Source organism: Paenibacillus sp. BJ-4, from assembly GCF_020404765.1.
Classification (GTDB): domain Bacteria; phylum Bacillota; class Bacilli; order Paenibacillales; family Paenibacillaceae; genus Paenibacillus.
In genome coordinates this window covers 185,180-200,062 of the sequence record NZ_JAIVEM010000140.1, presented here as the reverse complement: position 1 = coordinate 200,062, position 14,883 = coordinate 185,180, and the positions used below count along the sequence as shown (strand labels likewise).

At 48.7% G+C, this 14,883-nt stretch carries 15 protein-coding genes; 2 read left to right on the top strand and 13 right to left on the bottom strand.

All coding sequences use genetic code 11. The features are described from left to right. Positions 1 to 69 precede the first annotated feature (69 nt). On the bottom strand, positions 70 to 1,470 hold the full coding sequence (locus LCF57_RS20500; protein WP_264083724.1) for a transcriptional regulator: 1,401 nt from the start codon (positions 1,468 to 1,470) through the stop codon (positions 70 to 72). Positions 1,471 to 1,683: 213 nt separating this feature from the next. Between LCF57_RS20500 and LCF57_RS20495 the strand changes: the two genes are divergently transcribed. Continuing rightward, on the top strand, positions 1,684 to 1,929 hold the full coding sequence (locus LCF57_RS20495) for a DUF6953 family protein (RefSeq protein WP_025717036.1): 246 nt from the start codon (positions 1,684 to 1,686) through the stop codon (positions 1,927 to 1,929). A gap of 35 nt (positions 1,930 to 1,964) precedes the next feature. Here LCF57_RS20495 and LCF57_RS20490 read toward each other — a convergent pair whose 3' ends face one another. Beyond that, on the bottom strand, positions 1,965 to 2,930 hold the full coding sequence (locus LCF57_RS20490; protein WP_226002347.1) for a helix-turn-helix transcriptional regulator: 966 nt from the start codon (positions 2,928 to 2,930) through the stop codon (positions 1,965 to 1,967). A gap of 111 nt (positions 2,931 to 3,041) precedes the next feature. Here LCF57_RS20490 and LCF57_RS20485 point away from each other — a divergent pair, with 111 nt between their 5' ends. Continuing rightward, a complete protein-coding gene (locus LCF57_RS20485) occupies positions 3,042 to 3,983 on the top strand; it encodes a Gfo/Idh/MocA family protein (protein ID WP_226002346.1) in 942 nt (313 codons plus the stop codon). Positions 3,984 to 4,025: 42 nt separating this feature from the next. On the opposite strand, the gene LCF57_RS20480 is transcribed toward LCF57_RS20485, so the two are convergent. From LCF57_RS20480 to LCF57_RS20430, 11 genes are all read right to left on the bottom strand, one after another. Then, positions 4,026 to 5,042, bottom strand: coding sequence for an asparaginase (locus LCF57_RS20480; protein ID WP_226002345.1), 1,017 nt, complete (start codon positions 5,040 to 5,042; stop codon positions 4,026 to 4,028). Positions 5,043 to 5,385: 343 nt separating this feature from the next. Next, a complete protein-coding gene (locus LCF57_RS20475) occupies positions 5,386 to 6,153 on the bottom strand; it encodes an amino acid ABC transporter ATP-binding protein (protein ID WP_226002344.1) in 768 nt (255 codons plus the stop codon). Between the two features lie 4 nt (positions 6,154 to 6,157). After that, positions 6,158 to 6,874, bottom strand: coding sequence for an amino acid ABC transporter permease (locus tag LCF57_RS20470; RefSeq protein ID WP_044646437.1), 717 nt, complete (start codon positions 6,872 to 6,874; stop codon positions 6,158 to 6,160). 30 nt (positions 6,875 to 6,904) lie between these two features. Continuing rightward, a complete protein-coding gene (locus LCF57_RS20465; protein ID WP_226002343.1) occupies positions 6,905 to 7,714 on the bottom strand; it encodes a transporter substrate-binding domain-containing protein in 810 nt (269 codons plus the stop codon). A gap of 140 nt (positions 7,715 to 7,854) precedes the next feature. Continuing rightward, a complete protein-coding gene (gene nikE, locus LCF57_RS20460; RefSeq protein ID WP_226002342.1) occupies positions 7,855 to 8,664 on the bottom strand; it encodes a nickel import ATP-binding protein NikE in 810 nt (269 codons plus the stop codon). A 36-nt stretch (positions 8,665 to 8,700) separates the two neighbouring features. Continuing rightward, positions 8,701 to 9,531 (bottom strand): nickel import ATP-binding protein NikD, encoded by an 831-nt coding sequence (gene nikD / locus LCF57_RS20455; protein ID WP_226002341.1) that lies wholly within the window; start codon positions 9,529 to 9,531, stop codon positions 8,701 to 8,703. Between the two features lie 19 nt (positions 9,532 to 9,550). After that, entirely contained in the window at positions 9,551 to 10,381 is an 831-nt protein-coding gene (nikC, locus tag LCF57_RS20450) for a nickel ABC transporter permease subunit NikC (RefSeq protein WP_226002598.1), read from the bottom strand. Continuing rightward, positions 10,381 to 11,325, bottom strand: a complete 945-nt coding sequence (nikB, locus tag LCF57_RS20445; RefSeq protein WP_226002340.1) for a nickel ABC transporter permease subunit NikB — start codon at positions 11,323 to 11,325, stop codon at positions 10,381 to 10,383. The genes nikC and nikB overlap by 1 nt, the downstream gene beginning before the upstream one ends. A gap of 45 nt (positions 11,326 to 11,370) precedes the next feature. Beyond that, positions 11,371 to 12,996, bottom strand: a complete 1,626-nt coding sequence (gene nikA / locus LCF57_RS20440; RefSeq protein WP_226002339.1) for a nickel ABC transporter substrate-binding protein — start codon at positions 12,994 to 12,996, stop codon at positions 11,371 to 11,373. A 142-nt stretch (positions 12,997 to 13,138) separates the two neighbouring features. Beyond that, on the bottom strand, positions 13,139 to 13,918 hold the full coding sequence (locus LCF57_RS20435; protein WP_226002338.1) for an ABC transporter ATP-binding protein: 780 nt from the start codon (positions 13,916 to 13,918) through the stop codon (positions 13,139 to 13,141). Then, a complete protein-coding gene (locus LCF57_RS20430; RefSeq protein ID WP_226002597.1) occupies positions 13,915 to 14,871 on the bottom strand; it encodes an ABC transporter ATP-binding protein in 957 nt (318 codons plus the stop codon). The genes LCF57_RS20435 and LCF57_RS20430 overlap by 4 nt, the downstream gene beginning before the upstream one ends. Between the last annotated feature and the right edge of the window lie 12 nt (positions 14,872 to 14,883).

The window sequence follows — 14,883 nt, the reverse complement described above, 5'->3', positions numbered from 1 at the left end:
TGACTGTGGACGTCACTAGGATCTTCCAAAGGAGGGGAAACGGGTGAAAAATTCAATAGGATAAAAACATTAAATGCGAGCAGAGAAAAAACGATCTTTTTTATCATGGATGTGCTCTACCTCTCCAAGTAAGTTTTTATACTCCTCTTTGTCCTCAGAAGAAGCAGTATGCCGATACTTTTCGAATAATCCCACACATTTGATGGTGACAGGATTACCATTCAGCATTACGGAATAAGAAAGGCTCTCCAGCAAGAATTTCATACCTTTGGTATAACGATCTTTGTTAAGATCATAACAAGCCATCTCTGCCAAAAATCGTGCATAGAGATCTGCTGACATTTGCTCTGTATAGGTGCCTAACTTGACATGCTGATCTGCCAATGCCTCAATTTGTTTTTCAAAACGCTGCAGTACATGATCGACATTAAAATCATAACGGTTGGCCGCCACAAGAATTTTATGCAACCCTACCAGAATTTCGCCTTCGTTTTTCTCCAAATAGTCTACATACTGTGGAATTACATCCAGGCTGCCGGACATCAACTGATAGAGATACCCGTTGGCCTCAGCCCAGTTGCTACAAAGGGCCTTCAAACGACGTGCTTCTTCCGCATCCTCTTTTACCCAACTCAAATCCGAGTACAAGGATACATATTCCAGCGCCTTCTGATAATCCCCACGCTCATCACATACCCCGGCGCGCAGCACATATGAGTATACAATATACATAAACAAAGGACCCTTGGGTTCCTTGCCACGCTCTGATCTTCTGGTATTTCCGTATTTTTGTTCGTATTGCACCTTGGCTTTTTGACACATTTTTTCAGCTAACCATTCTACTTTATCCCAACGTCGCAAGGAGGCATTGGTATTAGCCAAGTCTCTTAAGGCATCCAGCTGGTCTGCTTCACCCAGTCGGTCCACAAAGCTTTCAAAGTGTGTGGCCGCCCATAAATTTTCGTCCTGATCATCACCAATGGCAATCGTAAATAACCGATACTGGCAAAGAGCCAGACGCTCGGAATGTTGGTATTTCTCACTTTCTGAGACATTTTTATAGATAATGGCCGCAGCCTCATACTTGCCTTTTCCGAATAACTCTTCTGCCGTCTCAAATAAAGCCGGGGCGTAAATGAGATAGTCCATCATAAACTCCACGACCTGCTTGATACAATCCAGCTTGTTCAGCTCTGCACAGCGATGCAAAAATGGACGAACCCGTCGCCAATTCGGTGCTGTATTCCGTATAAACTCATCAATGTATAACTCATAGAGGCTTCCTTCTTCTAGCCCCATGCCTGCCCCAATCCGATCCAACAGGAGCATCGCGATCGGCCGATTACCGTTAATGATGGCACTGATCGTCCCTGCATTAATACCTGTGTTCTCCCCAAACTTGCTAATCGTAATTCCTTCTCGTCTAATATACTGCTCCAGCTCTGCGCGAATTGTGGTTGTTTCCTTCAAATCAGGCACCCCCAGGGATTACTTGCATGTTTCAATACAAAAAAAGAAAATTCCCGTGAATATTCCCTTAATTATACAAAAGAAAGCCCACTTCGCCAACTGTCTGGGTGAATTTATTTCAAAAATTTCAATAATTCTCCGAATTGCCGTATACTACGGGAGGTGAGCTGAACGGCTGCACTCAATCGGTATGCAGGAAAGGATACGAGAAAAATGGACAATTCCCCTACAACAGAACAACAAATTGCACAATGGATGGTTGCGCAGATCCGTGAAGTGGGCACTCTGAAACAGGAAGATGCGATTGCATATGTACGCTCTGCGTATGGAGAGCAGTATGTGTTTATAAGCGAGCATGGTCATGAATCTCTGGAAAAAGAAATCAAAAAAGCATTTCGCAAGCTTCATGGCGGCAGAATAGCCTGGGATCGTGATGGATTCCTCTGGGCCTGGACTTAACAAGCAAAAGCATCTGCCCGTGGGCAGGTGTTTTTCTAAATTCTTGCATATAGCTTTTGGAGTCGGCTGATTTGTTCCTTCACAAACTGTCGGAGTGCCGCAGGCTCCATAATTTCACCTCGGCCGATCCAATCCATAGCATCGCGGCAAGCCGCTTCATAGCTATACATATTGACCGTCAGATCTAAATAGCCCTCTGCCTGCACGGACTGGATGATTTCCAGCCTGTTTGCTATGATTCCAGCTTGCGTCTTATTGGTTCGGACCACCACCGGATAGTATTCCTTCTCTGTACAAAGCTCCTTAAACTTGGTTTCTTGCTTTATCCAATGCTCCTCCAGCGAAAAATCCACAGGAACCTCAAAGACTTCCCCAGACGGCTGGACCTCCATGATGCGCTCACACTTGAAGGTCCGAATCTCCTGTCCGGTCTCACAGAAGGCAATGAGATACCAATCACCCTTTTTTACCACAAGTCCATAGGGATGTACATGGCGAGAAGAATAGGCTCCGTCGGCTTTTCGATATTGAATGATTATTTTATGAGAACCCCACACCGCAGCTCTCACGGCCTCCAGACTGGGAATGGCTACACGTTCCGTCCACCAGGGCGTATCATCAAAATAAAACCGTGCTTTGGCCTTGCGAATATCCGATTGATAGGGATCTGGCATGGTCTGTTCCAGCTTAAGCAGCGCATTTTTTAATTTTAGGCCCGATTCGGTGGGTCCGCCCGTATAAATGCCCATGCCTGTTAAATAAAGCTGAATCACATCTCCGCCGTTCAACTGCTTCAGGTTGGCTGTATAGCCCTCCATCAAGTAAATTCCGCCCTTCGGGCCGGATGTGGTAACGATCGGAACACCGGCTTCAGCCAAAAGATCGATATCTCTGTAAATCGAGCGTACCGAGGTTTCCAGTGCCATTGCCAATTCCTTGGCCTTCATTCTCCCTCTAGATTCGATACATAATAAAATCGCGATTAAACGATGCAGTCTCACAATCATACCTCCACAATAGATGGTTACCCGAATTGAAAAGATGATGCAAAGATTGTTGACACCCTGTTGGCAGCAATAGGTGTGTATCATAGAAGTAAAGGGGTGTAATGGATGATGAATATTGGAATTTTGGGGACGGGATTCGGCGCGTATCATGCGTCACTTTTAAACAACCATCCCAAGGTGAACAGACTCGTTGTATTCGGAAGGAACGAAACCAAGCTGCAAAAGCTGAGAGAGGAGCTGAACGTAGAAGTCACACAAAATATAGAAGATATTTTGCTGGATTCAGACGTGGATATCGTCGATCTGTGCCTGCCCTCCCACCTGCATAAGTCATATGCCATTGATGCACTGAAGCACGGAAAGCATGTGTTTTGTGAAACGCCGGTTTGCTTTGATCTCGAAGATGCTCTGCTTATGCAACAAGCTGAAAAGCAATATGGTAAAAAGATTCTGGTCAACCAGTTCATTAAGTTTGATCCTGCCTATACCTATCTATACGAGGCTCATCGTCAGCAAAAGTACGGGAAGCTTATTTCCTTGTCCTTGAAAAGGGAAACGCCTCCCTTGTGGGGCGATCTTGGACTAAGCTCCATCCCTACTCAGTTCATGATTCATGAACTGGATTTATTCACATGGCTGCTGAGCCCCTGTGACCCATGCACGGTCTGGGGTACAGAGGTTGCCCACCCTGAACAGGCGCAGGTTCGGGCTTATTTTCAGCAGCAGGATACGTTCACAGAAGTTATTGCCTCTTCCCATATGCCGGCGAGCTATCCATTCACGGTAGCCTATGAAGCTTACTTTGAAAAGGCCAAGCTGGTATTCCATGAAAGCGGCGAAAATGATCTTATGCCTACTGCATTATATGAGTATACCGCATCAGGGCAGCAAAAAACCAACCTCGAATCCGCCAATCCGTACGAAAAAAGTCTGGATCATGCCCTTGAATGCTTTGACGGACACGCGGAATGCCTGATTCCACTGGAACAAGCCATTCAATCGCTGGAAATGGCTATTAAGATTAAGCATAGATTAGAGCAACATTAGCGTTAACCCGATGTCTCCAGCAGCTACGGTGGTCAACCTCCCTTACAGGGAGGTTGTGTCCGTAGGCAAGGAAACTTCGTCCACATAGTTCGTTGCCATAATCTTGGCTACCCCTGCGGGGTCGGTGGTCTGGCCTAACGCCCACATCATTTTTGTTACAAGTGCCTCTGTCGTCATGTCATACCCTGGAATAACACCCTTCTCCAGTACCTTCTGCCCAACCTCATAAATCGTCAGATCCCCGCCCTCATAGGGACATTGAGTAGTCACAACAATACTCATACCGTCCTTCATCAATTCCTCGATTTTGCTGATCAGGCTTCTTTCCTTGAAGGGGACGCCGCCCATACCAAAGCCCTCAATGACGATACCTTTATAGCCCAAGCTCTGAATGGCATCAAAAATCGCCGGATTCGTACCTGGAATCAGCCTGAGCAAAAATACCTCCGCAGCATACCCGTCATTATAAGGGTGGCGAGCGGTCCCGCGATTAGCAAATACGCCATCCGTATAGACCACCTTGCCGTTCTCCACGAGTCCAATGTATGGATAGTTAATACTCTCAAAGGCGTTATAGCTGCGTGTTCTGATTTTGGAGCTGCGGCTGCCGTTAATAATTTTGCCGTTAAATACGACAAAAACCCCTGCCACCTCGCCACATGCGGTCAGGAATGAGTCGATTACATTTTTTTTGGAATCGCTGTGCTCGGCCAAAATGGACACCTGTGAACCTGTCACAACGACGGGCTTGTCTACGGTTCCCAGCATGAAGCTCAAGGCAGAAGCCGTATAAGCCATCGTATCCGTGCCATGTGCAATGACGATACCATCGTATTGATCGAGGGAATGGTGTACCATCCGGGCGATGGAAGCCCAATCCTCCGGTTGTGTATTAGTGCTATCGATGCTCATCAGATTGTGGGCATCAATGTCGCAAATTTCCTTGAGCTCCGGAATTTCCGCCAGGATATTCTCAGCCGATTGGGTCGGAGTCAGGCCGTTTTCCTGGTAGGAGGAAGAAATCGTCCCACCTGTGTTGATGAACAAAACCTTTTTCATGTGCCAATGTTCCTTCCCGATTACATCTTCACTTTATTGTTCTTAGAATTTATCATGAATAAGTGTGATAAGCTACTTTGCTATGGAAAAGAATTATTGAAGAATGGTGCATTCATGAATCTGGAGCAGCAGTCTGGCGTGCCTATAGATGACACGCCAAAAAAAGCACGCTAGACCCATCGCAGGTTTACCTTTTCTCCTGCGATGGGTCTAGCGTGCCTTTTATGCTAAGGAAGCTTATTCTAAGGACACTTGATCTAAAGACAATGGCCTCTTGAGCGTTGCGCCTCCCATGTAATAATGGACTGGGGAACCTTGTTCTATCTACCTATTCCACGTCATTTTACGGAGTTACCGGTTGCTCCTGTAGTGTTCTTTGTCCCAACGCTTTGCCCAGGAACTGCCGTGTCCGTTCTTCCTTCGGATTAGTGAAAAATGGCTCCACCGGACCCTGCTCCACGATGACGCCATGCTCCATCAGCACGACTCGATCCGCTACATCCCTCGCAAAACCAAGCTCATGCGTAACAATAATCATCGTATTGCCTTCACTTGCTACTTTTTGAATGACTGACAGCACTTCATCCACCAGTTCAGGGTCGAGTGAGGAAGTCGGTTCGTCGAACAACAGCACTTGCGGATTCAGCGCCAAAGCCCTGGCAATGGCAACACGCTGCTGCTGTCCACCCGAAAGCTGGGCAGGATAGTAGTTCATGCGGTCCTTTAATCCGACCTTTTCCAAAATCCCTTCACTGATCTCCCTCGCCTGCTTGCGATCCAGCCTTTTTACACTGGTTAGACCGATCATCACATTATGGAGTGCATTCAAGTTTTTAAACAGCTGATATTGCTGAAATACCATCGCCGTTGCCATACGCAGTCCGAGAATATCCTTTTTACCCGCCTTGGTCGCATCTACCTTTATACCGTCAATTTCAATGATGCCGCTGGTCGGCTGCTCCAAGAAATTAATGCTGCGCAGCAGCGTGGACTTCCCCGATCCGCTCGGGCCCAGGATCACCACAACTTCTCCCTTGCCTACGGTCAGGTCTATACCCTTCAACACGTGATGCTGCCCAAAATGCTTATGGATTTGATGAAGTTGAATCATACCCTTACTCACTTCTTTCGTAAATTCGAATCCGCTTCTCCAGCACGACAAGCCCGCGTTCAATAATGATGCACACCAGCCAATAGATCAGAGACACCGCAACATACACCTCAAAGAAAGCCAGCGCCCGTGCGCCCATAATCTTGGCCTGTCCCATCATATCGACGACACCAATCATAAAAATAAACGACGTATCCTTCACTGTACTGATCAGCGTGTTCCCCAAATTGGGCAAAGCCACCGTCAACGCTTGTGGCAGTACGATTTTGAGCATAATCTGCGTCTGACTCATCCCGATGGAATTGGCAGCCTCAAACTGCCCCCGATCCACTGAATGAATGGCCGCCCGAAACGTCTCCGATAGATACCCCCCGAGGTTCAACGAAAATGACAGCAACGCGAACAGCTCGGGTGGAATCACGTAGACATTGAATTGCTGCAAGAACCCATATTCGCTCTGAAAATAATACAGGAACTTGGGTATTCCATAATATACGAGGAACAGCTGCACGATAAGCGGCGTTCCCCGGATGTAAGAGACATACAGCGTAGACAATTGCGCCAAAACAGGCACCTTGTATATCCGAATTAAGGCCGTCGCCAACCCGATGATTGAACCCAGCAGCATGGACAATAACGCAATCCATAGTGTTACGGGGAGATACTCTACAATCTGGGGAAGGCTTTTTAGCATATAATCAAGGTCAAACAGCTTTTCCATAGGTACCCCACTTTACCCTTTACATTGTTGTTACTGAGGAATAAATTCTCCGCCTGTCCATTGTTCAGACAGCTTTTTCAGCGTTCCGTCCGTTTTTAGCTCTTTAATGATCGGATCGATCTTAGCTTTCAGCTCTTCACCCTGCTTATCCTTTTTGAACACCAGGTTAATGTTGTCACTTTGCACCGGATCGCCCGCAGCTTCCACCTGCAAGCCTTCCTTCTTAATCGTTGCCGCCACCATAACCGGATCATTCACATAAGCGTCCACCCGGCCGTTTTGCACGTCCTGCAGGTTGTCGGATGAAGTGCCTGTATCATTGTATTTCAAAATGATTTTGTTGCCGTTCTTCGCATTGTACTGCTCCAGCAATTGAGTGTACGAATCTCCTACGGAAGCAGCCACCTTCTTGCCTTCCAAATCCTTGAGGGAATGAATATCGGTTCTGCCTTTTTTCACAACAATGATTGATTGCGCCTGAAAGTAGGATTCATCCGAGAACAGGTATTTTTGCTCTCGCTCGGGATTTTTGGCAACTTCGTCTGCGACCACCTGAATTTTGTTCGAATCCAGTGCAAGGAATATAGCATCCCAGCCCGAAGGTACAAACTCAAACTTGTAGCCGTCCAGCTTCTTGTCGATTTCCTTGATGACATCCACATCGTATCCGGTCAGTTCATTTTTGTCATTCACAAAAGCAAATGGCGGGTAGTCATTTTGTGTACCGACATAGATCACCTTATCCCCCGATGCCGCTTCCTTTGAGGAACATCCACTCAAAGCTCCGGTCAGTAATACAAGAGATAGGCCAAGCGCTGCAACAAAAGCAGATTTCTTCATATGTGATGTCCCTTCTTAATCCAAGTGATTTACTATGATTTTATATTATAGCGGGTTATTCAAATAATACAACAGATAAATTTGACTTCAATTACTTATCCATATGTTGCACAAAAAAAAGGACCCTTACGGGTCAACTGTCATTCATGAAGTGGAAGACGGTCTGCTGGATGCTCCGGCAAAATGGACGAGATCAACCGTTGCACAGCCGGATGAGCGGATTCAAAGACCCGGTCCTTATCATCACAGCGCTCGATCAATTTCCCCTGCTCCATCACAGCAATGCCATCACTGACGGCGTAAGCCGCCCGAATATCATGTGTGATGAACAGATACGACAATCCAAACGAGGATTTCAGCTCTCCCAGTAGGGATAAAATATGCATCTGGTGAACCATATCCAGGCTGCTGACGGACTCATCCAGTACGATTAGCTTGGGCTTGAGGGCAATGGCCCGTGCGATGTTGATTCGCTGCAATTGTCCGCCGCTGAATTGATGCGGAAGTTTATTCCGGTCCTCCGGCTTGAGACCGACCCGCTCCAGCAGGTTCTCAACCCTTCTTCTTTGTTCCTGCACTGATAGCCGTTCGTAATTGTCCAGAGGCTCTCCGATAATCTGTCCAGCGGTCATCCGGGGATTTACAGCAGAATAGCAGTCCTGAAATACGACCTGCATATCCCGTCTAAGCCTCCTGCGGGCTCGTGTGCTTCCATTATAAATGTCCTGACCCTGAAACAGTACTTGGCCTTCCTGGGGCTTCTCCAGCCCCAGAATGACCTTACCCAGCGTACTTTTTCCCGCTCCGCTGGTTCCAAGCAAGCCTAGGCAAAATCCGCTCTCTATTGTAAGCGAAACGCCAGCCAGTACAGGGGGGCGTAGTTCGGAGCGGCCCAACCATTTGCGCCTTCCATAGCTATGAGTTACTTCCTTTACTTGTAGCACGCGCATTCGCTCCCCTTTTGAAAGTGTAACCGTCCACAGTGACTAACCGCCTGGCTGATTCATGCCCCGCAAGGACAATTTGGGCCTGGCATGCAGCAGCATTTTCGTATATTCATGCTGAGGCTGATCGAACAGCCGATGAACCTCCGCCTGCTCGACGATACATCCCTGCTGCATGACAGCTACTTCATCTGCCATTTGGGAAATGACCCCCAGATCATGTGAGATCAGCAAAATGGAAGTGCCGTATTCCGTACGCAAGCGATCCAGCTCTCTCAACACTTGGAGCTGATTAACCACATCAAGCGCCGTTGTCGGTTCATCCGCAATCACCACCGCTGGCCGCAGGCACATGGATATGGCAATCATGACGCGTTGCAGCATTCCCCCGCTGAGCTGAAAGGGATATCGCTTCATCAGCTTGGCCGGTTCGGGCAGATTCATGTTTTCCAAAGCCGTTATGGCAAGATCGCGGGCCTGTCGTGTGGTCAATTCAGTATGAGTGCGGATGGTTTCCATAAACTGAGCCCCTATCGTATACACTGGCGTAAAGGCACTCATCGGGTTTTGCATAATCAGCGCGATTTCCTTGCCACGAATACGCCGCATTTCCTCGGCAGCTATTCCGTTCAGCTCACGCCCGTTCAGACGGATACTGCCTTTCACGTCCATCGTCTGGCGATCCAGCAACTGGAGTAGCGCGTTACAGGTCACCGTTTTGCCGCTTCCACTCTCGCCGACAAGACCCAGTACTTGTCCCCTTTTCAGCTCAAAATGGATCGGCTCAAGCAGAGGTACTGTCCCCGCACCGGATTTGAGCTTCACCTGCAAGCCGCGGACCTCCAGCACCTTCGACTTCGCCCCGTCATCCATCGTTATTCTCACTCCTGTTTTACTGACGTTTGGAAATTCCGTACCGGTCGGACAAGGCCTCTCCCAATATATTGAAGGCCATGACGACTACCAGAATCATGACGCCCGGATAGATCATTAATTCCGGATGACTGCGGATGTATCCTGTTCCCTCATGAATCATCGCTCCCCATTCGGGAGTTGGCGGCTGGATGCCCAGACCGAGGAAAGACAGCGCAGAAATATCCATGATCGCCCAGCCCATCTCCAGCGTACCCATGACCACAATCGGCCGCAGCACATTCGGAATGATATGCCTCCGGATAATGGCTCCTGAGGAGGAGCCGCTAATCCTGGCGGCCGCTATAAAATTCCGCTCTTTTAGACTAACGACCATATTGCGGCACATTCGGGCATAATACACCCACTGCACCATCATCAAGGCAAGCAGCACCTGCATAAGACCCGGCCCAAAAATACCAACAATCCCCAGCACGAGCACCAGATTCGGAAACGCCATAATCCCTTCGCAAAACCGCATTAGCACACTATCGACCCAGCCGCCCAAATAACCTGCAACCGACCCGATCACGACTCCGATGCCAAGGGACGACAGGAAAATTAATGTCGCAAAGCCAAGCGAAATCCGTGCTCCATACAGCAGCCGGGACAGATTGTCCCGACCCAAATGATCGGTTCCCAGCCAATATTCCTTAGAAGGTCCTTCCAGCTTATGCAGTAAATTGACTTTTACCGGATCATGGGGAGCCAGCCATGGGGCCAGTGCCATCATTATAAAAAGAATCAATAGCACGACAGAGCAGACCACGATCACCTTTTGACCCTTGAACATCGTACGCAACCTTATCATCACTGCTCTGCTCGTCCCTTCGTTGAAATTCGGGGGTCCATATACAAATGCACCAGATCAACGAGCAAATTGCATACGATGAACAGGCATGCCGCCAAAAACACATAGCATTGTATGACGGGAATATCCCGGTTAAAAATCGCTTCCACAAAATATCGGCCAAAACCGGGCCATGAAAACACCTGCTCCACAATAATCGTTCCGGTCAGCAGCTTGCCCAGATTCATGCCCATACCCGTAATCAGTGGGGCAATGGCAATTTTGAGCACATGCTTGAGCATAATTATACGTTCACGAATGCCTCTGGTTCTGGCATACTGCACATACGTTTCCTGAAGCTGCTCCAATACACTGGAACGCAGCAAGCGCGTATATAGAGCAATCAGAACCAACGATAGGGTCAACGTGGGGAGCACCAAATGCTGCCACGTCCCCCGCCCCTCTACAGGCAGCCAATCCAGTCGAACGGAGAAAAAGAAAATCAACAGATATCCCAGCCAGAATTGAGGAATAGACGCTCCAACATATGAAATTCCTCGACTGAGCATGTCGATCCAGCCATTTTTACGTATCGCCGCCAGTACGCCCAGCGGGATACTCACCACGATGGATAGCGCCATGCTGCTCAAGGCCAGCTCGACAGTGGCAGGTAGCCGAACCTTCACCTCATCCCACACCGGCTTGTTTGTCAGGTACGAAGTACCAAAATCCAGCCGACTGATTCTTTGCAGCGTCTGCATATACTGTGTCAGCAAAGGCTGATCCAGTCCGAATTCATGCCGCTTCTGCTCCAGAATTTCCGGAGTCGGGTAGATGTGGGCTGCTGTCAAATAGGCCTCGGCTGGATCAACTGGTGAAATATGAATGAGTGCAAAGGTAACGAGAGTGGCAAAGAGAACAATAGGAATGGCCGCTATCATTCGTTTCCCAATATAGCTGATCATAAGTCGTCCTCCTATCCTGTAAACGAAGCTACCCTTCGGTTTCAACTACTTCCCGATTTCAATCCCACCAAACGGATTTTCATCCCGATTGGCCGGGAATACAAAGTCCGTAATCTTTTTCTGGTATACCGCGGTTTTCTTAATATATGAAATAGGCACAATGGCAGACTGCTCCTGAAGCGTCTTCAGAATCGAAGCATACAGCTCTTGACGCTTGGTTTCATCTGTCGATGAGAGCGCCTCGTGTACTTGCTGATCCAGTTTCTTCTTCATCGGAAGGGCGCTCAGCGTCTCTGCAATCCCGAAGCTCTTCTTGGCAATGACGTTAATAAAGGAATGCGGATCATAAGGCGCACCATAGTTGTACCAGAAGTACAGATCAAACTGGTTGGATCTAAGCCGCTTGATTTGAACCGTCAGCTCCAGCCCGGTGAGGTTCACTTTGACACCCAGTTCTCCCCATTCCGCCTGAATGGTTTCAGCCATCGCCTTCTGGATCGGATCAGTTTTATCAAAAATCAGTTCAAAGTCCAGTTGTTGACCATCCTTCTCCCGTACCGTGCCGCCTGCGGGCAGCTTCCAGCCTGCGTCATCCAGCAGCGCTTTGGATTTTTCCACATCATAGTCAACAGGCTGTAAGTCCACATTCGTATACGGATAGTTTTTCGATAAAACCGTATCCGCTTTTTCCTCTAGCCCTGAGGTCACACCTTCCACCATCGCCTGCTTATTGAAGCCATGTTGCAGTGCCAAACGTACGCGGAGGTCTGCCAGTTTGGGATTGGACGAATTGAGCAGCAGACTTCTTGTACCGACAGGCTCGGACAACTTGGTAACGTACTTATCCGTGTCGCGAAGCTGCTTGAAAGCATCAAGACTAATAACACCCTCTCCATAAATCAGATCCAGATCGCCTTTCTCAAAAGCCAGCACACGTGTTTCGCCATCGGGGATGATTTTTACGGTGATTTTATCGACTTTCGGTGCAGTGCCCCAATAATTTGGATTACGCTTAAAGGTTGCATATTCATCTTGCTTGTATTCATCCAGCATCCAAGGCCCTGTACCTACGGGTTTCTTGATGCCTTTGGACGTATCTCCGTCATCCGGGAAGCCGGCTTCACCCAAAAAACGGAACGGACGAACAACGGACAAGTCCTGAAGCACCGGATAATACGGCTCCTTGAGCGTCATTCGGAAGGTGCTGTCATCTACGGCTTCCGTTTTATCGAGAACGCCTACCACACCAAGCCAGCTATGGGTTTTCTCATTTTTCATGACAGCGTCAAAGTTCTTTTTGACAATAGCAGCGTCAAATGGCGTTCCATCTGAAAATTTCACACCTTTGCGAAGCTTGAACGTATATGTTTTGCCGTCCTTGGAAATGGTCCAGGATTCAGCCAAAGCAGGCTCCAGCTTGCCTCCTTGCTTGTAACTGACTAACGGCTCATAAATCATGGATTGTGCAATAAGTTGGGAAGGATTGTATACGTGAGGATTCATTGTACCAATGTCACGCGGCCACGATAGCGTGATTGACTTTTCATTGGCAGCTCCGTCAGTTGAGGTGGATGCAGGCGTATCCCCCTGCTTCGCGCAACCTAAAATAACGGATAATAAGAGGATTGCCACCAGCATAAGGGTGGCATTCTTGCGGTGTCGAACGGACATCAATGTATTTCCCCTTTTCTATATATGTGATAATGATTATCATAATCATATTTAGAATAGGTATCACATCCCATTTTGTCAACAATATTCGACAAAGAAAGCTCTTATTTATTTTAAATTTGTAAAATACAAGATGTATGGCTCAATCCGTCAAAGTTTGAAACAAGGCACGCGTGTATTCATGCCGTAATAGTTCTTTATCCCAATCCTTGAATACCTCCATGATCTCCCCCTGATACATGACGGCAATCCGATCACAAAACGTACGGGTGGATTGAAGATCATGGGTGATGAAGAGGTAGGATAGCTGACGCTCTACCTGCGCTCTTTTGAGCATTTCCAGCACAGAAGACTGCGTTGTCGTATCGAGATTGGCGACGGATTCATCGAACAAGATAATTTCCGGCTCCACCGCCAGCGCACGAGCGATGCATACCCGTTGTTTTTGTCCGCCGCTTAGCTGCGATGGGTATTTCTCCAGGCTGTCAGGCTCCAAGCCTACTGATTCCAGCAGGGATAGGCAGGTATCCAGCGCTTGCGCCTTTCGCTCAGGAAAATAGTTGCGGATCGGCTCCAGCAAAATATCTCGAATGGTCATACGGGGATGCAGCGAGGAAGATGAGTCCTGAGCGACCAACTGGATTCGCTTGTACAGATGAATATCCTTCATCCTCCCAGTATGAATGGGCTGATGATCCAGCCAAATCTCTCCCGAGGTCAATGTTTCCAGCCCCAGAATACATTGTGCCAGCGTACTTTTGCCGCTTCCGCTCTCGCCAACCAGTCCAAGGCATTCTCCCCGTTGCAGCTCCAGGCTCACCTGCTTCACAGCGGTCTGCTCGCTAGCTTGCTGGTTAAGCAGGACTTTTCTCCGTTTGCGGACCGGATAAGCCTTGGTCACTTGTTTCAATTCCAGTATCATTCGTGCATCCTTCCTTCCGGGCTCATCTCCAGCACACGATCTGCCACACGGCTCATGCCCTGACGGTCATGAGAAATTAACAAAATGGTGAGATTGAAGTCCTCTCTCAGCTGTTGGAGCAATGCCAGAACCTTGTCCCGATTGATGACATCCAGTGCTGTAGTAGGCTCGTCGGCAATAAAAAGGCGCGGACCCGAGCTTAACATGGCTGCCAGCAGTACTCTTTGGCACATTCCCCCACTTAGTTCAAACGGATACGACGACAAAATACGCTCCGGGTCTGCAAACCCGACCTTGCTGAGCAGCGCATACAGATAAGCTTCCTGCGATTGCGTCGCGCGACCTCCGGCCATCTCAGCTACGCGGCTTATCATCTGCCTCATGCGCGACAGCATGCCCTGTAGGACAGCTTGCCGCGGGGCAGCGAAAGCTGGGGCAGCATCAGCCTGTCCCAGCTCCTTCTGTTCATGCGGCAGCTGGCGCCGCCCATGCAGCCTTAAGGTATCCGTCAACTGTGTTCGGACGGTACGAATCGGGTTCAACCCGCTCAGCGATTGTTGAATGAGCAGCGCAATATCCTCGCGGCGCAGCCTTTGCCAGCGCCGTTCATGGAACGGGACGATGTCTTCCCCGTTATAGTAAATATGCCCTTGCGTAACACCGATCCCCGGCTCCAGCATGCCTGCGATTGCGTGTGCAGTCAGACTCTTGCCGCACCCGCTCGGTCCGGTCAGAGCCACAATTTCGCCCGGATAGACGGAAAAGCTCACATCTCGCAGCAGCGGTTGATGGCCACTGTTCCGCGTTGTTTCCCCGTTTGCTTCCGATTTTCTGCTTGCATCCGAACCTGTCCAAACGGCTGTTCCTGTACCTATATGGCCTATCTCCAAATGTTCCACGTGTAACAGCGGCTTGCGCCCGTCCACTCGCTCTATCGTATCGCTCCGACTCATGTCTGTCTGATC